The following is a 20489-nucleotide window of genomic DNA, read 5'->3' on the forward strand; positions in this document are numbered from 1 at the left end:
ACTTCGCCCCCACGTCCCCCGTCCCCGCGAACTTCGCCCCCACGTCCCCCGTCCCCGCGAACTTCGCCCCCGCGACCCCCGTCAAACCGCGAACTTCGTCCCCGCGACCGAGCCACTGCCTCCGACCAGCGACGACGATCCACGATGCCGAGCCTCGACCCGCTCCCGAGAACCGAGCCGGGATGAACGCGACGGCGGCGAGCGCGTAGCCTGCCTTCTCGCCCCCCGACCGTTTCGTCCACCCTCCGCAAGGATCTGCCCGACCGCCCAGAGGATGAGAAGCAGCACGATGACCGCACCGAACCCCGCCCCTCCGGCGACCTCCGAGATCAGTCTCGTCGAGGCCGTGTGGCGCTACCGGCTGATGTCGTCCCTCATCGTGGTGGCCTGCGTGCTCGCCTCGGTCGCGGCGACCGCGTTCCTGCTCGGCGGCGCGACGGCGACCGCCCGCTTCGCCGTCACCGACCCGACGAACAACAACAACGTCCTGCGGCAGGGCGTGGTGTCCGGGCCCGGCTACGCCGCCTACACCGCACAGCGCGCCGCGTTCGCGGGCTCCGCCCCGGTGCTCGGCCGCGCCTCCGAGCTGATCAAGGCCAAGCACGGCCCGGCCCTGACCGCCGCCGCCCTGCGCGGACGCGTGAAGACCTCCACCAAGCCCGACAGCGGCGTGGTGATCGTGAGCGCCTCCGGCGGTGACGTGCCCGAGGCCGCGTTGATCGCCAACGCGGTCGTCCAGGCGTACCAGGAGCAGACGATCGCGACCGCGACCGCCAAGCTCGACACCCAGCTCAAGAACATCCAGAACAGCGAGCGCGAGATCACCCGCTCCCTGGAGAGCACCCCCTCGACCACCCGCGAGGGCCGGGTGCTGGCCGCCAACCTCGCCAAGCTCCAGTCCCAGGAGAGCGGCGTCCTGTCCGCCCGCGCCAACGCCAACGACGGCGTGCAGTTCGTGGACAGCGCCGACCCCGGCGGGTCCACCCCGAACCAGCTGCCGCAGAACGCGGTCATCGGCCTGGCCATCGGCGCGATCCTCGCCTGTGTCATCTCCTTCCTGCGCGCCACCTCGGGCGGCCCGCTCCGGCGCGGCCCCCGGGGCTCCCGCCCCGGCGGCCCCGAGCGCCGCATCGAGGCCGTCTGGTCCGACGACGAGGTCTACGGCCCCACCTCCCGTCCCGCACTTCCCGCGGGCCACACGTCCCCGAACCCGGTCGTCTACCCCGACCACCGCACCGACTCGGCCCGGCACGCCACCCCTCCGTCCCGCCGCGGCGACACCTCCCCCCGCCACGCCGACACCTACCCCCGGCACGGCGACACCTCCCCCCGCCGCAGCAACCCCCCCATGCCCTCCGCGGACTCCGCCGCCCCCCGCCCCGGCACCGCCTACACCAACGCCACCCCCTCACGCCAAGACCCGACGAACGCCTACACGACCCCACCCCGAACCAACGGCACCCCCCGCACCAACCCCCCCACCCCACCCGCAGACACCACCCCCCGTGGCAGCGCGCCGCCCGCAGACACCACCGCCTCACGCGCGAACGGCGCCACCCCACGCGGCACCACCCCGTCCCTGGACGCCCCCAACCCCCGCGCAGCGACCCCCGACGCCTACACGGCGGCCACCGGCTCGCACACGAACCCAACGAGCCCCTACGGCACCAGCAGCACTTCCCGCGCGAACGGCACCACCCCGCGCGGCACCGACCCGTCCGCAGACGCCACCAGCACGCGTGCGGCGGGCGCTGACGCGTACACGGCGGCCCCCGGCTCGCGCGCGGACGCGACCAGCTCCTTCGGTACTGGCACGGCCTCTCGCGCGAACGGCACCACCTCGCGCGGCACCGACCCGTCCGTGGACGGCACCAGCACGCGTGCGGCGGGCGCTGACGCGTACACGGCGGCCCCCGGCTCGCGCGCGGACGCGACCAGCTCCTACGGCACCAACAGCGCCTCGCGCGCGGACGCGTCCGGCTCGACTGGCGCGAGCCCGTCCGCGGATGGCACCAGCGCGCGTGGGAGCGGCGCGTCTGTGGATGGCGCTGCCTCGCATGCTGCGGGTACCGACTCTTACTCCGGTGACAGCGGCTCGCGTGCTGGTGGCGCGGGTTCGGGGTCGGGCGCGGGCGCGTCTGGGGCGCGTGGGCGGGAGTCGGTGGCCGGGGACACGTATGTGGCTGGGGGGAATGGGGCTTGGGCTGGTGATTCGGCTGGTGGGGGCTCCTCTCGGGGGGACGGGTCGGGGTTCGGGACGCGAGGGGCCTCGGATCCGGACGGGCGGCGGGTCGCCGGTGCACGGTCCGGAGGAGGACGGCACTCCGCCGGACGGGGGGCCGACGCTGCGGATCCGCTCGGCGTTGATCCGCTGAGCGGGGGTTCGCGGGCGGATGCGGCGGCTGAGAGTGGCTTCGGCAGGGCCCCTGAGCTCGGGGCCTCGAACACCGGGGCCGAGTCGGGCAAGAGTGCTTCGGCCGGGGATGACGGGGCGCCTGCCGCTTCCGGCCGGTCGCGGCGGAGCGGGGGACGGTCGCGTTCCGGTGGGTCTCATTCGCGTGGCTCCTCTCGGGAGGACGGATCGTTCCGCGACCCGGCGAAGGCGCTGGAGACCGGGCTGGCCTCCACGCCGCCGCGGACCGCGGGCAAGGACGAGGGGGAGGGCGCCCCGGAGGGGACGCCGAGCGGGAAGGACGCCGGATCGCGCATCCCCGTGGACCTCTGGAGTGAGGGCACTTCCGATTCTGCGGGAGACCCCGGACGGACGGTGGAAGACCTCCGGATTGTGGACGACGAGATGCTCGCCGCGGTCGGCCTAGGGAAGTCGGGCTCGAACCCGGGGAAGTCCGGTTCCGCTAAGGGAGACGCCTCGTCCAAGGCGGGCAAGGACGAATCGGGCCGGAAGGCGGCCGACGCTAAGAACGCCAAGGACACTCAGGACGGCGACGTTTCCAAGGACGCGTCCGGGGAGACGCCGCCGAAGCGGTACGACCTCGACTGATGGGCAAGGGTCTCAAGGGGAAGGCCGCCAAGCTGCTGTCGTCAGCGGGCGGTGCGGTGGCGGTGCAGTTCGTCACGGCGGGCGGCAGCCTGGTGGTGCAGTCGCTCGCGGCGCGGACGCTCGGGGCGTCCGGGTACGGGGCGTACGCCCTGTTCTTCGCCGTGCTGGTCATGATCACGTCCGTGCAGACCAGCTTCGTCGGGGACACGCTCACGGTGTTCGACCGGTTCGACCCGAAGGTCCGGGGCGCGCTGATCTGGTCGGTGGCCGGGACGGTCACGGCGGGCGCGCTGGTCGGAGCGGTCGTGTCGGTCGCGATGGGGCTCGCTGGGGCGGCCGGGACGGCGCTGTTCGCGCTGCTCGTGGCGTTGTGGCTGCTGAACGAGACCGGACGGCGGATCTTCACCGCGCGGATGGAGTTCTGGCGGCTCACGCTCAACGACGCGTCCTACCTGGTGGTGACGCTCGCCGCGCTCGGGATCGCGGTCGGGTCCGGCGTGGACGGCTCGGTCGAGCTGCTGCTCGGCGCGATGTGCGTCGGCTGCGTCGCCTCGATCGCGCTGGCCCGGCTCCGGCTGCCCGCCGAGGAGTACGCGGGCGCGCCGCTGCGCGGGACGGCGCTGCGGGGGATCCTGGAGTTCGCCTGGTGGCGGTCGGTGCAGGCCGGGGTCCGGCCGGGCGCGCTGCTGCTGGCCAGGATCATGATCGCCGCGTTCGCGTCGACCGCGGCGCTGGCCGGGGTGGAGGCGGCGCGGCTGCTGCTCGCGCCCGCGATGACGTTCGTGAACGGCGCGGGCTGGTTCCTGCTCGGCGACTTCGCGAAGGCCGAGCGGGAGGGCAGGCCGATGCCCGCGCGCGCCGCGCTGCGCGCCTGCGGGCTGATGGCCGGGATCGCGCTGGTCCTGAGCCTCGGCGGGATCGTCCTGGTCGACTGGCTCGGCCCGGTCGTGACCGGGGGCTCCTTCGACGTGAACCGGACGGCGCTCGCCGGATGGGGCCTGTACGCGGTCTGTTTCGCCTGCACGCTGCCGCTGGCGAGCCTCGCGACCGCGCGCAAGAAGTCCCGGACGGTGTTCGCGGTGCGCGGCGTGGAGAGCGCGTTCGGGCTGCTGGTGCTGCTCGTCCTGCTCGCGGCGGCGCCCGGTCACGCGGCGCTCGCGCCGTACTGCCTCGGTGGCGGCGGGCTGGTCTCGGCGGCGCTGCTCTGGTTCCTGCTGCGCCGGGAAGATCCGCGCCCGGCGGAAACGCCCGAAAGGGCCGCTGTGTACGAGGTTTCGGGATAGCTCCGGATTGCCGGGTGGCTATCGTTGCCGCATGCCAGTTGTGCTCTGCGGCGCGGTCGTGCTCGCCGCCGTCCTTGTGGCCGGGGCGGTCTTCCTGGTCCGTCCCGGCCTGGTGGGGACGGTCGCGGACGCCCTGAACGGCGCGAACCCGGTCGGACGCGTTCGGCGGAGGCTCCTCGACGCGCGCGCGGAACTCGTCCGGACGCTCGGCCCCTGGGCGGCGTTCGCGCTGATCGGCACGGCGGTCATCGGGACGACGCTGGTCGTCGCGTGGCCGTTCGGACGGCTGGTCGCCTTCCGTTTCGGACAGCACGCGATCGACCGGCCGGTCTACGACTGGATCGCCGCGCACCGGCTGCACGGCGGCTGGACGAGCCTGATGGCGCAGCTCACACAGATCGGCGACCGTCCCGCGACCCGGTACTTCGCGATCGCGTCCATGGTCGTGACGCTGCTTCTGGCACGGCGACGCCGATGGGTTCCGGTCGTCCTCATCGCGGCGATGTTCGTGACGCAGTACTGGGGCCAGCTCGCGCTCGCCGCGCTCGTGGACCGGGGGCACCCGCCGACCAACCCGGGAACGTACCCGTCCGGTGCGACGATGCGGCTGCTCGCGCAGGGTGGCTTCTGCGTCTTCCTCATCTTCCAGTACGCGCGCGCACGAGGAATGCGCTGGGCGTCGAGCCCGCGCTGGATCACCGCCGCGTTCACGCTCGTCGTGCTGTCCGGGGTGGTCGAGGGCTACACAAGGCTCGACCTAGGTCGCCACTGGATCACTGACGTGGCCGGTGGCTGGCTGGTCTCCGGGCTGCTGCTGTCCGGATTCGCCTTCGCCGCCGGAGCCGTCCTGCCGTGGGCCACGGGCTCGCGCACGCGCGCGGGACAGAGCCCAGAACGCCGCGCCCGCGACGGCCATGCCGACCATGACCCAGGCGAGGGGGACGGCCGGAACGCCGAACATCTTCAGGCCGGACACCACTAGGACGAACGCCAGCATCCGCCGGACGATCCCGCCCGGCGCGCGCGACGAGATCCGCGACCCCAGGTAGACGCCAGGGATCGACCCGGCGAGCAGCGCCGCCGTGACCTGCATGTGGAAGTCGCCGAACAGCAGGTGCCCGAGGGCCGCCGAGAAGACCAGCGGCACGGCCTGGAGCAGGTCCGTCCCGACGAGCTGGTTCGCGCGCAGCGCCGGGTACAGCGTCAGCAGCGCCACGATGATGAGCGACCCGGACCCGACCGAGGTCATCCCGACCACCAGCCCGCCGACCAGGCCCACCAGGGCCGTCGGCACCGGCCGGACGGCGATGTCGGGCGCGGTGCCTTCGTCTTGCTCGTCGGACGCGCGCCCGCGCGTCAGCCACGCCTTGAGGACGATCCCGGCGGCGGCGACGAGCAACGCCACGCCCATCGCCTTCTGCACCACGTTCTCCACGGACGCGCCGTCCCCGAGGGCGCGCGCGACGAGCACCCCGGCGAACGCGGCGGGCACCGAGCCGACGCACAGCCACCCGGCCAGGCGCAGGTTCACCGTCCCGCGACGCAGGTGGACGGCGCTCCCGACCGGCTTCATCACGGCCGCCGCGACCAGGTCGCTGGAGACCGCGGCCAGCGGGCTGACCCCGAAGAACGTCACCAGCATCGGGGTCATCAGCGCCCCGCCGCCCATGCCGGTCAGCCCGACCACGACGGCGACGAGGAACGAGCCGCCGGCCATCGTCCAATCGAAGTGCATCGGCATGACCTACCAGACATATCGGGAAACCCGGTATCAGGGTACGAGGGTTCGCCGCCCGACAAAACCCCGGGCGGACGAAACCCTGACCAGACGAAACCCGGGCGGACGAACCCCGGCCAGGAGGCTCCTCGCCGTGGAAGGAGGTCTACTCCGGGCGGAGCCAGCCGCCCTCGGTGAGGAGCCCGACGACGCGCGCGACGGCCTCGTCCGGCGTCATCTGGGACGTGTCGAGGGCCAGGTCGGCGTCCTCGGGCTCCTCGTACGGGTCGGAGACGCCGGTGAACTCGGGGATCTGGCCCGCGCGCGCCTTGGCGTACAGGCCCTTGCGGTCGCGGCGCTCGCACTCCTCCAGCGGCGTGGAGACGTGCACGAGGACGAAGTCGCCCGCGGCCTCGACCATCCGGCGGACCTCGGCGCGCGTGGCCGCGTACGGCGCGATCGGCGCGCACACCGCGACGCCGCCGTGCCGGGTGATCTCGGCCGCGACGAAGCCGATGCGGCGGATGTTCAGGTCGCGGTCGCCGCGCGAGAACGTCAGGCCCGCCGAGAGCAGGCGGCGGACGACGTCGCCGTCCAGGAGGGTGACGGTGCGTCCGCCGCGCTCGACGACGGCGTCGTAGACGCCGCGCGCGATGGTCGACTTGCCCGATCCGGACAGTCCGGTGAAGAACACCGTGAGGCCGCGCTCGTGCTTCGGCGGGCGCGCCACGGCCAGCTCGGCGGCGACGGCGGGCGGGGTGAACCAGTCGGGGATCGGCTCCCCGCGGTCGAGCAACTCGCCGAGCCGCTCGACCGTCAGCTCCGCCTTGACGTGGTCGGGCTCGATGCGCGCGAGAGGCCGCCAGACCTCCACGTCCGCGTCGTAGGCCCACGGTTCCGGGACGACCACGGGGATCGCCGTGCCCTCCACCTCAGCGGACGCCAGCAGATGCGTCGCGCCGTAGGCCGCGGCCACCTGCGCGCGCAGGAGCGTGTCGCGTTCGGCGTCCGCGTCGCGTCCGTTGGCGCCGTCCGGCGCGTGGCCGTTGGCCGCGGGACGGGCGGGCAGCGGCACCGGGATCACCTGAGTGCCGTCCGGCAGTTCCCGCCGGACGGCAAGAAGCGCGCGCACGAGGGATTCGTCATGCCCACCGCTCAGCAGCGGCAGGACCAGGACGCGCGCGCCCAGCCTCTCCGCGACCTGACGGACCTGCCCGAGGCCACGCCGATGCAGCGGCTCGCGAGTGGCGACGGCCAACACCGGGCCCTCGGCAGGCTCGATCTCGTCCGGACGGCGGCGCAGCCTGTGGAACGGCCCATGCGCGGGCGCGCGCAGGGCCTCCAGCGGACCGGCGAGCCGCCAGCTCTGGGTGGTCGGGTCCTGCCACGCCTCGCCGACCGTCAGGACGGCCAGCGGCACGCCCTCCGGGTCCTGCAGGACGACCCGGTCGTGCGCGGTCAGCTCCTTCGGGACGGTCAGCGTGACCGGGACCGGCCACGGCGTTCCGTCGGCGAGCCGCCCGCCCGCGATCACCATCGCCGTGTCGAACGACCCGAGGAAGCCCGGAAGCGGCCGGAACACGCCCGACAGCAGCAGCTCCAGATCCGCGAGCTCCACCGGGTCGGGCGTCCAGGTGGGCAGGTCGCGCAGCATGTCGGGAAGGCCGGCTTCGGCGGTCACCGCGGTCTCCGATCCCGCCCGGCGCAGACGGCCGGGCCGATCCAGGTCACTAGGGGTTTACCGCAGAAATTTACCGAGCCTCCGGGTCGCCGCGCACCTCGCACCGCGCTCCGTCAGATCACTCTGGCGTACCGGTTCTCCGGCTTGCGGATCACCAGCGTCACCTCGGAGTGCGCGGCGGTCAGCCGCCCCCGGCTCGCCGTCGCCACGCTGCGGCACGCCGCGGCGACCAGCCCGGTCCCCGCCCCGAGGGCGGTCATACAGTCCCGCGAGAGGTACTGCTCGGCCACGACGAGGCCGCGCATCCCGCAGTACCACTCCATCCCGGCCCGCGAGGCGACCCGGTCGTACACCGTCGGCGCGGGCGGCGGCAGCAGGATGACCCCGTCCCCCTCCACGTTCTTGGACACCATGCGCCGAGCCGAGGCACGCCCGGAGGGCACGCTCCCCGCCCCCGTGCCCACCATGTACCGGCCGTCCAGCCGACGGTCCGGCGGCGCGCCGTCCGCGAACCGCCCGTCCAGCGACGCGCCCCCCGCCATCGCGCCGCTCGACGCCGGATCGTTCACAGCCTGGCCGTCCGGCGCTGCATGCTGAACCGGCAGACCGTCCGGCGGGGTCGCGTCGTCGAGCCGGGCGCCTCCGCCCGGGCCGGGGCCGAGTGTCCCGGGGACGTGTTCGGGTTCGCGTACGACGCGCCGGGAGGCGGCCAGACGTGGACGGGGGACGCGGCTCGACGCGGCGCGGGCGGCGAAGCGGCGTAGCAGGTCGGGGACGTTGCGGTCGAGGAAGCCGAAGGCGGTGTCGCGGTCGCGCATCCGGACCAGGAACAGGCCGCCGGGCTTGAGCGCGGCGGCCATGCGGTCGAGCACCAGCTCGGCGTTGCGCAGCCGCTCGATCAGGTAGGGGGCGTGGACCACGTCGAACGCGCGCGGCGGCATCGGGACGTCCCGCAGGTCGCCCAGGTGCCAGGCGTCGAGGTCGGGGCGGGCGCGGGTCCGGGCGCGCAGCGCGGGCAGGTCGAGGTCCACGCCGGTGGTCTGGACGTCGATCCGCCCGAGGTCGAGCGGGTGCCCCCATCCGCAGCCCGCCTCCAGCAGCTGCAGGCGGTACCGCGGACGCTCGGCCGAGTACTGCCGGACGCGTTCGGAGAACAGGACGCCGGGGTTGACCGGTGTCGTGCGCGGTTCGGTCACAAGTGCGCAGCGTAGCCGGGAGATCGCACAGTGTCCGCTATTTATCTTTTCTTGGCGGGTTCCAAAGGAGTCGCATGAGCCCGTTGCGGCCCGGCCGAAACCGGGCCGCAACGGCTGGGGATCAGTGCTCGACCTCGCTCAGGTCCAGGTCGCGCGGGGTCAGCAGCCAGACCGCGACGGCGGCGGCCAGCATCAGCGCGCCGCCCGCGATGCCCGTCCATTCCAGGGACGTGGTGAACGCGGCCTTGGCCTGCTCGACCACGTGCGCGCCGCCCGGGCCGGCGACCTCGACCGCGCCCGCGATGGACTCGCGGGCCTGGTCCGCGGCCCGTCCGGTGATCCCGGCGGACGCCAGGTCGGACGCCGGCAGCCCGTTCCGGAACACCACGGCGGCGACGCTGCCGAGCACCGCGACGCCGAGCGCGCCGCCCAGTTCGTAGCTGGTCTCCTCGAACGCGGCGGCGCTGCCGGACCGCTCGGCGGGCGCGCCCGCCATGATCACGGCGGACGCCACGGCCAGCGCGCCGAGCCCGATCCCGACGACCAGCAGGGAGACCGCGACGGTCGGGTAGCCGAGGGGCCGCGGCCCGAGGAACAGCGCCGCGAACCCGGCGCCGATCAGCAGCAGCCCGCCCGACAGCACGGCCCGCGCGCCGATCCGGTTCGCGATGGCCGGGGCGAGCGGCGAGAACACCGCCGCGCCGACCGCCTCCGGCAGCAGCCGGATCCCGGACTCCAGCGGCGAGTACCCCTGGACGACCTGCATCCACTGCGCGAGCAGCAGCATCGTCGCGGCGGCGGCGACGCTCACGGTCAGCGCGGTGACGATCCCGGCGGAGAACGCCCGTCCGCGCAGGAGCCGGACGTCCAGCAGCGGGTGCTCGCGGCGCAGGCAGCGCCGGACGAACCCGCCCAGCGCGACGGCCGCGATCGCGGCGGCGCCGAGCCCCTCGCCGGTCAGGCCGTCCTTGCCGAGGTGCTTGATCGCGTAGACGAGCGCGACCATGCCGACGACCGACAGGACCGCGCCGAGCGCGTCCCACGGGCCCGGGTTCGGGTTGCGCGACTCGGGCAGCAGCAGCCACCCCGCGACCAGCGCGACCGCCATGACCGGGACGTTCACGAGGAACGCCGAGTGCCAGGAGAACGCCTCCAGCAGCCCGCCGCCGAGGATCGGGCCGAGCGCGCCGCCGAGCGCGGCCATGGTCGCCCAGATCCCGAGCGCCGTCGCGCGCTCGCGCGGGTCGGTGAACAGGTTCCGGATCATCGACAGCGTGGACGGCATGATCATCGCGCCGCCGACGCCGAGCAGCGCGCGGACGGCGATGACCGCGCCGGGCGAGTTCGCCCACAGGACGGCCAGCGAGCCCAGCCCGAACAGGGCGAACCCGGCGAGCAGCGTCCGCTTGCGTCCCCAGCGGTCGCCGACCGCCGCCCACGTGACCAGCAGCCCGGACACGACGAGCGAGTAGACGTCCACCATCCACAGCAGCGAGATCGAGTCCGGCCGCAGGTCGGCGGAGATCTCCGGCAGCGCCACGTTCAGGACGGTCATGTCCATGACGACGAGCAGCAGGCTCGCCGACAGCACGGCCAGGCCCGCCCACCGGCGCGGATGCGGCGCGGGCACACGCGCCCGGGCCTCCGCGCCCGGACGCGGCTCCGCGGCTAGCGGCGCGTTCTCGACCGGCTTGGCGGCCGTCATGGTCTTCCTCCGTCGGTCTTGGTCGGACCCGTGGTCTTGGTCGGACCCGCGGTCTTGGTCGGGCCCGTGGTTTTGGTCGGGCCCGCGCCGGTCATGAAGGTGCCGAGCAGCAGGTCAGGGGCGTCGCGGCGGGCCACGTCGCCGCGGCGCAGGCTCTCCCGGACGCTGATCATCAGGCCGTAGACGGTGTTGCTCACCCAGCGGACGGGCAGGTCGGCGCGCAGGACCCCGGCGTCCTGGCAGGCCGCGTAGAAGACGATCTCGCGCTCTTCCAGGCGTTCGTTCCAGGTGACCAGTTCCGGGACCTGGTTCACGAAGTGGTCGGTGAGCGCGAAGCCGTAGTCGTCGGCGTCCGCGACATAGGCGGTCAGCATCGTGCGCAGGGCCGCGGTCAGGCGGCCGGGGTCGCCGGACGCGGCGGCGGCGTCGATGCCCGCGGCGTCCTGGGACTCCTCCCAGCGGCGCGTGGCGCGCTCGCCGAGGGCCCGCAGCAGGTCCTCGCGGGAGGCGAAGTGCCGGTGCAGGGTGGCGCGGCTCACCCCGGCGGCCTCGGCCAGCTGGGCCATCGAGGCGGTCGGGTCCGCGTTCAGGTACCGGGTCGCGGCCCCGAGGATCTCTTCAGTGTTCCGCATGCTACCCATCAGCGTCTCGTTTGCGACATTGATGTCTCACTCTAGACGATGATGTCAAGGCAATTTCGGGCGGGGGCGCGACGCGGCGAGTGGGGAGGAGTCCGCACGGGTTGTCGCAGGCGCCGCGTAGGGTGGGGCATGACACCGGGGTGGTGGGTGAACTCTCCGGGTTTTCGGGCTGCCCCGAATCGGGTCGCGGCAGGCGACGTCGCGGATTGTTCGGCGGGGCGATGACGTTGCAGGCTGTGATGACGCTTTCTGGACTTGTTGACCTCGCTTACACCGATGACGTGCTCGCCGCCGCGCTGGCCAGCCCCGACGAGCCCCGGGCCGTCGTCGCGCCGCCGTCCCTCTGGCCGATCCTCGGGGCCGCCCTGTCGCGCGCCCTCCACCGCAGCGGCCCCTCCGGCTCCGCTGCGGGCACGGGGGTCGTCCTGGCGGTGACCGCGACCGCGCGCGAGGCCGAGGACCTCGCCGCCGCGCTCACCAGCCTCCTCGAACCGGACCGCGTCGCGCACTTCCCCGCCTGGGAGACCCTCCCGCACGAGAAGCTGTCGCCCCGCTCCGACACCGTCGGCCAGCGCCTCGCCGTCCTGCGGCGGCTCGTCCACCCAGACGCGGACGAGGCGGCGGCCGGAAGGTCGGACGACGCCGGCTGGGCGGCGAAAGCAGGACGGCTGGACGTCGTGGTCACGCCGGTCCGGGCCGTCCTCCAGCCGATCGTGGCGGGGCTGGCCGACCTCGAGCCGGTCCGGCTGCGCGGCGGCGAGGACGCCGACCTCGACGACGTCGTCCGCAGGCTCGTGGACGCCGGGTACCACCGCGTCGACCTGGTCGAGAAGCGCGGTGAGATCGCCGTGCGCGGCGGCATCCTGGACGTGTTCCCGCCGACCGAGGAGCACCCGCTCCGCGTGGAGTTCTGGGGCGACACGGTCGAGGAGATCCGCTACTTCAAGGCCGCCGACCAGCGCTCCCTGGAGATCGCGCAGGACGGCCTGTGGGCCCCGCCGTGCCGCGAGTTGCCGCTGACCGACGCCGTCCGGGAACGCGCCCGCGACCTCGCCGGACGGCACCCGGCGCTGGAGGAGATCCTGCTGCGGATCGCCGACGGCGACACGGTCGAGGGCATGGAGGCGTTCTCGCCCGTCCTCGCCGAGCGCATGGAGCTGGTCACCGACCTGCTGCCGGAGGGCTCGGCGCTGCTGGTGTGCGAGCCGGAGCGGATCCGGACGCGGTCGGTCGAGCTCGTCCGCACCAGCCAGGAGTTCCTGGACGCGAGCTGGGTGAACGCGGCGGCGGGCGGCGAGGCCCCGATCGACCTCGGCGCGGCGGCGTTCCGGTCGCTGGAGGAGGTCGTCGAGCACAACGACGCGCTCGGCCTGCACCGCTGGACGGTCTCCGCCCTCACCCAGGAGGGCGAGCTCGACCTGCGCGTCCATCCGGCCGAGGCGTACCGGGGCGACACCGCCCGGGTGATGGCCGACCTGAAGGCGTGGATCGACGGCGGCTGGCGGGTCGCCCTGGTCACGGCCGGGCACGGGCCCGCCGAGCGGCTCGTCCAGCTCGTCGGCGAGGAGGGCCTCGGCGCGGCGCTCACCGACCTGTCGGACGAGCCGAAGCCGGGCGTGGTGAACGTGTCCACGGGCCTGCTGGAGAACGGGTTCGTCTGGGACGAGATCAAGCTCGCCGTCCTCACCGAGACCGACCTGTCCGGGCAGAAGGCGTCCACGAAGGACATGCGGCGCATGCCGTCCCGGCGGCGCGGCGGCATCGACCCGCTGCAGCTGCGGCCCGGCGACTACGTGGTGCACGAGCAGCACGGCGTCGGACGGTACGTCGAGATGGTCAGCCGCACCGTGCAGGGCGCGACGCGCGAGTACCTGATCCTGGAGTACGCCAAGAGCGACCGGCTGTTCGTCCCGACCGACCAGCTGGAGGAGCTGACCCGGTACGTCGGCGGCGAGGCCCCGAGCCTGCACCGGCTCGGCGGCGCCGACTGGCAGAAGGCCAAGACGCGGGCGCGCAAGGCGGTCAAGCAGATCGCGGGCGAGCTGATCCGGCTGTACTCGGCGCGGATGGCGAGTCCCGGCCACGCGTTCGGCGCGGACACCCCGTGGCAGCGCGAGCTGGAGGACGCCTTCCCCTACGTGGAGACGCCCGACCAGCTCGCCGCGATCGACGAGGTCAAGTCCGACATGGAGAAGGCCGTCCCGATGGACCGGCTGATCTGCGGCGACGTCGGCTACGGCAAGACCGAGATCGCGGTCCGGGCGGCGTTCAAGGCCGTCCAGGACGGGCGGCAGGTCGCGGTGCTCGTGCCGACGACGCTGCTCGTCCAGCAGCACCTGTCGACGTTCTCCGAGCGGTTCTCGGCGTTCCCGATCAGCGTGAAGCCGATCAGCCGGTTCCAGACCGAGGCGGAGATCAAGGAGACCCTGGACGGCCTGGCCAAGGGCACCGTGGACGTCGTGGTCGGCACGCACCGGCTGCTGTCGGCGCAGACCCGGTTCAAGAACCTCGGCCTGGTGATCATCGACGAGGAGCAGCGGTTCGGCGTCGAGCACAAGGAGGAGCTGAAGCGGCTGCGCACCCAGGTGGACGTGCTCGCCATGTCGGCGACGCCGATCCCGCGCACCTTGGAGATGGGCCTGACCGGCATCCGCGAGATGTCCACGATCCTCACCCCGCCGGAGGAGCGGCACCCCGTGCTGACCTTCGTCGGGCCGTACGAGGAGAAGCAGATCGCCGCCGCGATCCGGCGCGAGCTGCTGCGCGAGGGCCAGGTGTTCTTCGTGCACAACCGGGTCCGGTCGATCAACAAGGTCGCCGCGCAGCTCCAGCAGCTCGTCCCGGAGGCGCGGGTCGCGGTCGCGCACGGCCAGATGAACGAGCACGAGCTCGAGAAGGTGATGGTCGACTTCTGGGAGAAGAACTTCGACGTGCTCGTGGCGACCACGATCGTCGAGTCCGGCCTGGACGTCCCGAACGCCAACACCCTGATCGTCGACCGCGCCGACATGTACGGCCTGTCGCAGCTGCACCAGCTCCGCGGACGCGTCGGACGCGGACGCGAGCGCGCCTACTCCTACTTCCTGTACCCGCCGGAGTCGCCGCTGACCGAGACCGCGCACGAGCGGCTCGCGACGCTCGCGCAGCACACCGAGGTCGGCGCGGGCATGTACGTCGCGATGAAGGACCTGGAGATCCGCGGCGCGGGCAACATCCTCGGCGCGGAGCAGTCCGGGCACGTCGCGGGCGTCGGGTTCGACCTGTACGTCCGGATGGTCGGCGAGGCCGTCCGGGACCTGAAGGAGGGCGGCGCCCCGGCGGAGGCGCTGCCCGAGACCAGGGTCGAGCTGCCGGTGGACGCGCACCTGCCGCACGAGTACATCCCGGGCGAGCGGCTGCGCCTGGACGCCTACCGGCGGATCGCCGCGATCACCTCCGACGAGGAGATCGCGGCCGTCGCGGACGAGCTGAAGGACCGGTTCGGCCCGCTGCCCGTCCCGGTGCTGAACCTGCTGGAGGTCGCGCGGTTCCGGGCCAAGGCGCGGAAGGCGGGGCTGAGCGAGGTGACCGTCCAGGGCACGTTCGTCAAGTTCGCGCCGGTCGACCTGCCGGACTCGCGGCAGGTCCGGCTCCAGAGGCTCTACCCCAAGAGCCTGCTGAAGCCGACGACGGGGACGCTGCTCGTCCCGGCGCCGAAGACCAAGCCCCTCGGCGGGACGCCGCTGCGCGACCAGGAGCTGCTCAGATGGGCCACCGACCTCGTCGAGGCCCTGTTCCTCGAACCCGCGCGGGCCTAGGGTGCCGATCATGAAGAAGTCGAGGATCACCGCGCTCGCGGTGCTGCCGCTGTCGGCCGTCCTGCTCTCGGGGTGCGGTCAGGTGAGGGCGGGCGCCGCGGCGCTCGTCGGGGACGACCGGATCACCGTGTCCACGCTGAACCGGACCGTGAACGAGTGGCAGCCGCAGATCCTGGCGGACCCCCAGGCCAACGCCGCCTGGGACGACGAGCTCAAGAAGGAGCTTCTGCTGGATCCGGACAAGCTGAGCGAGCTCGACGTCCGCTCGCCGGCGTCTCCGAGAAGAACCCTGAACAGCATGATCTACCTCAGGCTCGCCGACCGGGCCGCGAAGGACAACGGGATCGAGCCGTCCGAAGGGCAGGTCTCCCAGGTCATCGACCTGCTGAACCAGAATCCGACGAACTTGGCGTCCCGGACGCTCGTCTACGGGCTGCCGACCGACCGGGGGCGGGACGTGGCGCGGGCGAAGGTGATCGAGCTCATGCTGCTCGACCGGTTCGGCGCGGACCAGAGCACCAGGTCCCCCGCGACGCAGCAGGCGATCAAATCGCTGTCCGACGCGTTCACGAACGCGGCGAGGGAACTGAAGATCCGGCTCAACCCCCGGTACGGCGTGTACGACCCGACGAGGATCACGATCGACCCGGTGGTGTACCGGCTGTCCGCTTACGAATCAGGTGTGCGTTAACCCATGAGTCTCATCCTGCTGGCGACCTCCCACCGGGTCGCGCCCGGTCTTCTGACCTGGCGCGCCTGGGAGGCGCTGCGCTCGGCCCCGCGCGTGCTGGCGCGGAACGACCATCCGCTGCTGCCCTACCTGGCCGAGGCCGGCGTCCACGCGGAGCAGGTCACCGACCCCGACCCGTCCGCGCTGGTCGACCTGGCGCGCGAGGGGCGGGTTGTCTTCGTCGCCGGGCAGGACGGCGACGAGCGGCTGATGCGCGACATCGGGCGGCTGGTCGTGGACGACCCGCTGGACGTCGAGGTGCTGCACGGGTCGTACGACCTGCCGGGCGCGCGGCTGCTCGACCTGGTCACGGTCATGGACACGCTGCGCCGCGAGTGCCCGTGGGACCGTAAGCAGACCCACGAGTCGCTGGTGAAGTACCTCCTGGAGGAGGCGTACGAGGTCGACGACGCGGTCTCGGGTGGCGACTACGGCGCGCTGCGCGAGGAGCTCGGAGACGTGCTGATGCAGGTCGCGTTCCACGCGGTCGTGGCGTCCGAGCGGGACGACGAGACCGCGTTCACGGTCGACGACGTGGCGGCGGGGATCGTCGACAAGCTCGTCCGGCGGCACCCGCACGTGTTCGCGGACGTGACCGTCCGGGACGCCGACGAGGTGAACGCGAACTGGGAGCAGATCAAGGCGGCCGAGCGGGCGGAGAAGAAGGGTGAGGCGGCCTCGGTGCTGGACGGCGTCCCGATGGGCCAGCCCGCGCTGAGCCTCGCCGCGCAGCTGCAGCGCCGCGCGGCCCGGGTCGAGCTGCCCGAGGACGCCTACGAGGTCGCGGACTCCGATCTCGGGGCGCGGCTGTTCTCGCTGGTCAGGCAGGCGCAGGCGGAGGGTGTGGACGCCGAGGCCGAGCTGCGGGCCGCGGCCCGGGCGTTCGCGGACCGCGTCCGTGACTGGGAGCGGGAGCACCCCACGACGTCCGGGTGACACCGGCCGGAGGGCCACGGTCAGGGCTCGGACGGGCGTGATCGCACGGTCTGGAAGGGCGGTGCCGCAGGGCTTACGGCCGGATGCGGACCGTTCCGACGAAGATCGGCGAAGGTCTGGTCCGGCCTTGGCCCGCCGTTTACCCTGGGGCGGTGCTGCCTGGACTGCGGGACGACGACATACCGGACAAGATCCGGGCCGTGCGCGGGCTGTTCGGCTTCGCGGCCCTGGCCGGGGTGCTGGTCGCGCTCCTGCTGCTGCCGGCGGCGTTCACCGCGGGGGTGTCCACGCGCGACGCCGCGGGCTGGTTCGAGGACGTCCCGGACGGCGTCGACACCAGCGGCGTGCCGGAGCGGTCCACGATCCTCGCGGCGGACGGCAGCTCGATCGCGACGTTCTACTACCAGAACCGGATCGACGTCCGGATGGACCAGATCGCGCCGGTCGCTCGGCAGGCCGTCCTGGCGATCGAGGACAGCCGGTTCTACCAGCACGGCGCGCTCGACTCCAAGGGCACGCTGCGCGCGCTGATCAGCAACCTCGGACATGGCGAGGTCACCCAGGGCGGGTCGGGCATCACCCAGCAGTACGTCAAGAACCTGCTGCTCACGCAGGCCACCACCGCGACCCAGCGCAAGGGCGCGACGGAGCTGTCGGCGGGACGCAAGATGCGCGAGCTGCGGTACGCGGTCGCGCTGGAGAAGCGGTACTCCAAGGACGAGATCCTGCGCCGCTACCTGAACATCGCCTACTTCGGGGACGGCGCGTACGGCATCGAGGCGGCGGCCCGGCACTACTTCTCCAAGACCGCGGCGAAGCTGACGCTGCCGGAGGCGGCGCTGCTCGCGGGCGTCGTCCGCTACCCCTACGCCTACGACCCGGTGAACCACCCGGACGTCGCGCGCCAGCGCCGCGACGTCGTGCTCGCGCGGATGGCCGCGCTGGGGTGGATTCCGCAGGCCACCGCGGACGCCGCCGCCAAGCAGCCCGTCCAGCTCCACGTGCACCAGGCGCGCAACGGCTGCGTGAGCAGCGGCGCTCCCTTCTTCTGCGACTACGTGCAGCGGGAGATCCTGACGAACTCGGCGTTCGGGAAGACCAAGGCGGACCGGGAGAAGCTGCTCAAGCAGGGTGGCCTCACCATCCGGACGACGCTGAACTGGAAGGTGCAGAAGGCGGCGCAGCGGGCGGTGGACCGGCACGTCCCGCCGAAGAACTCCGCCCACAAGGCCGCCGCCGAGGCGCTGGTCGAGCCGGGCACGGGCGCGATCCGCGGGATGGCGGTCGACCGCGACCTCGGCCCGGACAACAAGCGCGGCAAGACCTGGATCAACTTCGCCGCCGACGCCGACCACGGGTCGAGCATCGGCATGCAGTCGGGGTCCACGTTCAAGGTGTTCACGCTGGCCGCCGCGCTGGAACTCGACATGCCGTTCGGCGCCATGATGAACGCGCCGACCTCGTTCACCCCGACCGGCTACCGCAACTGCGACGGCAAGCGGGTCGGCGACCCGAACGCCTCGCTGCGCAACTCGGCCGACGGCGAGGGCGGCAAGCAGTTCTCGCTGGTCACGGGCACCTGGCACTCGGTGAACACCTTCTTCCTCGGGCTGGAGAAGGAGGTCGGGCTCTGCGAGACCGTCCAGATGGCCGAGAAGCTCGGGATGCGCCAGGCCAACGGGAAGCCGCTGGAGGAGTACCCGTCCTTCACGCTCGGCTTCAACCCGGTGTCGCCGCTGCGGCTCGCCTCGGCGTACGCGACGTTCGCCGCGCGCGGGAGGTACTGCCGTCCGGTCGCGATCGCGTCGGTGACCGACACGAACGGCAAGCCGATGAAGGTCCCGACGGCGGGCTGCAAGCAGGTGATCGACAAGGGCGTCGCGGACGCGGTGAACTACGTCCTGCGCGGCGTGCTGACGAAGGGCACCGCGGCCGGGTCGGGGATCGGGCGTCCGGCGGCCGGGAAGACCGGCACGGTCGACAACTTCTCCGCCGCCTGGTTCGCCGGGTACACGCCGGACCTGGCGTCCGCGGTGTGGGTCGGCGACCCGCGCGGCGGCTACAGGTACCCGATGGACGACCTGTGCATGAACGGGGAGTGCTACGGCGAGGTGTTCGGCGCGACGATCCCGGCGCCGATCTGGCAGGACACGATGTCGGAGGCGCTGGACGGCACGTCCGAGACCGACTTCCACGGCCCGCCGTCGCACTACTTCAGCATGGGCGACGGCGAGGTCGACCCGTCCAAGAAGGACAAGAAGGATAAGAAAGACAAGAAGGGCGACAAGAAGAAGGGCGGCGGCGACACCCCGCCGACCACGCCACCGACCCTCGCGCCGAGCCCCGGGCCCTGATCCGGCGGCAGGTCCAACCCTCTGACCTGCGCGGTCGTGTGGTTTCCCGAACCCTGGGTAGATCATCTGCGACGGGGGAAACGGGGGAAGCCGCATGCGTGCCATCGCCGTGTCGGAGTACGGCGCGACGCCATCGCTCATGGACCTCGACCGGCCCGAACCCGGTCCGGGCGAGATCCTGGTCAAGCTGGTCGCCGCCGGGATGAACCCGTTCGACTGGAAGGTCGCGGACGGGGCGCTGGAGGGCGTCGTCGAGGCGCGGTTCCCGCTCATCCTCGGCCAGGACGGCGCGGGCGTGGTCGAGGCGGTCGGCGAGGGCGTCGACCGGTTCCGGGAGGGCGAGCAGGTGTACGGGTCGTTCGGCGGGATCCCGCGCGGCCTCGGCAGCTACTCCGAGTTCGCCGTCGGCGCGCAGGACGGCCCGGTCGCGACGATGCCGCAGAAGATGGTCTACAGCCAGGCCGCGGCCGTCCCGACCGCGAGCATGACCGCCTACAACCTGGTCGAGAAGGTCGGGGTCGCGGACGGGACGAGGGTCCTGATCATCGGCGCGACCGGCGGCGTCGGGCAGGCGGCGGTGCAGTTCGCCGCGCTGAAGGGCGGCTACGTCATCGCCACCGCGCCGCCCGACATGGCCGAGACGATGCTGCACCTCGGAGCGGACGAGACCATCGACTACCGCGAGGGCGACCTGTTCGAGACCGTCACCGAGGCCCATCCGGACGGCCTGGACGTCCTGATCGACCTGGTCGACGACGAGCGGCGGCTCGACATGCTGGCCGGGGTGCTGAAGAAGGGCGGCGTCGTCGCGTCCACGATCGGGCAGGCGAACACGGCGGGCCTGAAGAAGCGCGGCATCAAGGCGTACAACTTCCAGAACAAGGCGTCCGGGGAGCTGCTCACGGTTCTCGCCGACCTGATCGACCGCGGGAAGTTCACGGTGCACGTCAGCCGCGAGGTCGACCTGTCGGAGGTGCCGGCGACGATCGCCGAGGCCAGGCGCGGCGGGGCACGCGGCAAGACCGTGATCCGCCTCTGACCGATCCGGGGACGCCCTGATGGCGGGCTTGGCGGGGGCGGAGGCCGGGGCGGTCAGTCGGGTTCGGGGGAGTAGCCGCCGGGGCGGGTCTGGGAGTGGAGGTCGTCGGCGAACGCGTCCTCGTCCGGGGGCTCGCCGCCCGGTCCCCGGATGGCGGTGACCTCGGCGGGACGGTCGTCCCACACGGTCTCCTCGCGCCGCCGGTCGCCGCGCCGGTACTCCTCGCCGGTCTCGCGCATGATGCCGAGCCGCCCGTCCCCGGGGTCGGGATCGTCCTCGATCACCAGGTCGTCGGGCGGATCCTCGATGTAGCGCTCGGTCGAGCGGGTGGTGTATTCCTGCTCGTCGTCGCCCATCTCGACCTCGTACCGCTGCTGCTCTTCCTCGTTGTCGTGTCGGCGGACCATAA

At 72.8% G+C, this 20489-nt stretch carries 13 protein-coding genes; 7 read left to right on the plus strand and 6 right to left on the minus strand.

Annotated features, from left to right (window positions below; all coding sequences use genetic code 11):
- The first annotated feature begins 289 nt into the window (after positions 1-289).
- Both P696_RS0124435 and P696_RS47765 read left to right on the plus strand, forming a co-directional pair.
- Positions 290-3001 carry a hypothetical protein gene (locus tag P696_RS0124435; protein ID WP_026414393.1) on the plus strand — a complete coding sequence of 904 codons (2712 nt, stop codon included), beginning with the start codon at positions 290-292 and terminating at the stop codon, positions 2999-3001.
- On the plus strand, positions 3001-4284 hold the full coding sequence (locus P696_RS47765) for an MATE family efflux transporter (protein WP_051468098.1): 1284 nt from the start codon (positions 3001-3003) through the stop codon (positions 4282-4284). The genes P696_RS0124435 and P696_RS47765 overlap by 1 nt, the downstream gene beginning before the upstream one ends.
- Positions 4285-5041: 757 nt before the next feature.
- Here the strand turns inward: P696_RS47765 and P696_RS47770 are convergent.
- From P696_RS47770 to P696_RS47790, 5 genes are all read right to left on the minus strand, one after another.
- The gene (locus tag P696_RS47770; protein WP_084338058.1) at positions 5042-6019 is read right to left on the minus strand and encodes a sulfite exporter TauE/SafE family protein; all 978 of its coding nucleotides are present in this window, start codon (positions 6017-6019) and stop codon (positions 5042-5044) included.
- A gap of 148 nt (positions 6020-6167) precedes the next feature.
- Positions 6168-7682, minus strand: coding sequence for an adenylyl-sulfate kinase (gene cysC, locus P696_RS0124455; RefSeq protein ID WP_026414395.1), 1515 nt, complete (start codon positions 7680-7682; stop codon positions 6168-6170).
- Between the two features lie 113 nt (positions 7683-7795).
- Positions 7796-8878 (minus strand): class I SAM-dependent methyltransferase, encoded by a 1083-nt coding sequence (locus P696_RS58340; protein ID WP_051468099.1) that lies wholly within the window; start codon positions 8876-8878, stop codon positions 7796-7798.
- Between the two features lie 121 nt (positions 8879-8999).
- Positions 9000-10583: an MFS transporter gene (locus P696_RS47785; RefSeq protein WP_084338060.1), complete on the minus strand. Its 1584-nt coding sequence runs from the start codon at positions 10581-10583 to the stop codon at positions 9000-9002.
- Complete coding sequence (locus P696_RS47790; RefSeq protein ID WP_064744104.1) at positions 10580-11215, minus strand: TetR/AcrR family transcriptional regulator; 636 nt, start codon at positions 11213-11215, stop codon at positions 10580-10582. Before P696_RS47790 ends, P696_RS47785 begins: the two co-directional genes overlap by 4 nt.
- A 248-nt stretch (positions 11216-11463) precedes the next feature.
- Here P696_RS47790 and mfd point away from each other — a divergent pair, with 248 nt between their 5' ends.
- The 5 genes from mfd (at position 11464) to P696_RS0124495 (ending at position 20080) form a co-directional block, all read left to right on the plus strand.
- Positions 11464-15021, plus strand: a complete 3558-nt coding sequence (gene mfd, locus P696_RS0124475; RefSeq protein ID WP_034486727.1) for a transcription-repair coupling factor — start codon at positions 11464-11466, stop codon at positions 15019-15021.
- Positions 15022-15031: 10 nt separating this feature from the next.
- Positions 15032-15712, plus strand: coding sequence for a SurA N-terminal domain-containing protein (locus P696_RS0124480; RefSeq protein WP_157429886.1), 681 nt, complete (start codon positions 15032-15034; stop codon positions 15710-15712).
- 3 nt (positions 15713-15715) lie between these two features.
- Positions 15716-16687 (plus strand): nucleoside triphosphate pyrophosphohydrolase, encoded by a 972-nt coding sequence (locus P696_RS0124485; RefSeq protein ID WP_026414398.1) that lies wholly within the window; start codon positions 15716-15718, stop codon positions 16685-16687.
- Between the two features lie 152 nt (positions 16688-16839).
- The gene (locus tag P696_RS47795; protein WP_245627794.1) at positions 16840-19041 is read left to right on the plus strand and encodes a transglycosylase domain-containing protein; all 2202 of its coding nucleotides are present in this window, start codon (positions 16840-16842) and stop codon (positions 19039-19041) included.
- 94 nt (positions 19042-19135) lie between these two features.
- Positions 19136-20080: an NADP-dependent oxidoreductase gene (locus P696_RS0124495; protein ID WP_026414399.1), complete on the plus strand. Its 945-nt coding sequence runs from the start codon at positions 19136-19138 to the stop codon at positions 20078-20080.
- A gap of 53 nt (positions 20081-20133) precedes the next feature.
- Here P696_RS0124495 and P696_RS52895 read toward each other — a convergent pair whose 3' ends face one another.
- Positions 20134-20487, minus strand: coding sequence for a hypothetical protein (locus P696_RS52895; RefSeq protein ID WP_051468101.1), 354 nt, complete (start codon positions 20485-20487; stop codon positions 20134-20136).
- Between the last annotated feature and the right edge of the window lie 2 nt (positions 20488-20489).

Source organism: Actinomadura oligospora ATCC 43269, assembly GCF_000518265.1.
GTDB lineage: Bacteria > Actinomycetota > Actinomycetes > Streptosporangiales > Streptosporangiaceae > Spirillospora > Spirillospora oligospora.

What these genes read in the sequence shown, in the direction of transcription:
- P696_RS0124435 (WP_026414393.1), top strand. Translation starts at nt 290, where the DNA reads ATGACCGCACCGAACCCCGCCCCTCCGGCGACCTCCGAGATCAGTCTC.
- P696_RS47765 (WP_051468098.1), top strand. Translation starts at nt 3,001, where the DNA reads ATGGGCAAGGGTCTCAAGGGGAAGGCCGCCAAGCTGCTGTCGTCAGCG.
- P696_RS47770 (WP_084338058.1), bottom strand. Translation starts at nt 6,019, where the DNA reads ATGCACTTCGATTGGACGATGGCCGGCGGCTCGTTCCTCGTCGCCGTC.
- P696_RS47785 (WP_084338060.1), bottom strand. Translation starts at nt 10,583, where the DNA reads ATGACGGCCGCCAAGCCGGTCGAGAACGCGCCGCTAGCCGCGGAGCCG.
- P696_RS47790 (WP_064744104.1), bottom strand. Translation starts at nt 11,215, where the DNA reads ATGCGGAACACTGAAGAGATCCTCGGGGCCGCGACCCGGTACCTGAAC.
- mfd (WP_034486727.1), top strand. Translation starts at nt 11,464, where the DNA reads ATGACGCTTTCTGGACTTGTTGACCTCGCTTACACCGATGACGTGCTC.
- P696_RS0124480 (WP_157429886.1), top strand. Translation starts at nt 15,032, where the DNA reads ATGAAGAAGTCGAGGATCACCGCGCTCGCGGTGCTGCCGCTGTCGGCC.
- P696_RS0124485 (WP_026414398.1), top strand. Translation starts at nt 15,716, where the DNA reads ATGAGTCTCATCCTGCTGGCGACCTCCCACCGGGTCGCGCCCGGTCTT.
- P696_RS0124495 (WP_026414399.1), top strand. Translation starts at nt 19,136, where the DNA reads ATGCGTGCCATCGCCGTGTCGGAGTACGGCGCGACGCCATCGCTCATG.
- P696_RS52895 (WP_051468101.1), bottom strand. Translation starts at nt 20,487, where the DNA reads ATGGTCCGCCGACACGACAACGAGGAAGAGCAGCAGCGGTACGAGGTC.